General features: G+C 44.9%; 1 protein-coding gene. It reads right to left on the reverse strand.

Going from position 1 to position 581, the window contains the following annotated elements; all coding sequences use genetic code 11:
• Window positions 1-410: DUF932 domain-containing protein (locus tag PGQ38_RS19420; RefSeq protein ID WP_270433221.1), on the reverse strand; the 410-nt coding region annotated here is incomplete at its 3' end.
• Window positions 411-581: the final 171 nt, after the last annotated feature.

A 581-nucleotide genomic window follows, 5' to 3' on the forward strand; every position in this document is an offset into this window, starting at 1 on the left:
GTATTGGAAAATACCATATACGGACTGATCCGCTCACCGCCAATGATAAACTCCCTTGGCAGTCTGGCAAGCATCCACACACGGCGTCCTTCCTGCAGGGAACCGGCTGTCTCATAACGGACACCCTCGCCCAGTAATGTATCTGTAAAAGCAAAGGCTTCTTCATTCTGGATTACCTTGTAACGGTCTGTTACTACGCCCAGCACCTTGCGGTCTGTGTCTCTTACATTCGCTTTGTACCCCTGGATCAGTTCTTCATTTTCTGTGTAGACTGGCTCCTGGAGAACTTTCCAGTTAAGTCCTGCAAGGCGCAATGCATCCTTGGAATTTGGCGCTTCTGCTACCATTGTTCCCAATCCGTGCCATGGTTTTTCTCTTGTATAAAACATTGTCTCCACATTTGCTGCCATAATTATTTCTCTCCTTTTCTTTTCATGATCTCGTCCCAGATTACAACTGCTGCTGATAAAATACTGATAATGATTCTCTGCAATTACGATTCCCCCTTATTCATCACACTGAAACACGTTTCCTTCACCTTTTGCAAGACGGATGCAGTTACTTTTTCCATCATAGCAATA

It is taken from the genome of Blautia faecis, assembly GCF_027662325.1.
Lineage (GTDB): Bacteria > Bacillota > Clostridia > Lachnospirales > Lachnospiraceae > Blautia_A > Blautia_A faecis.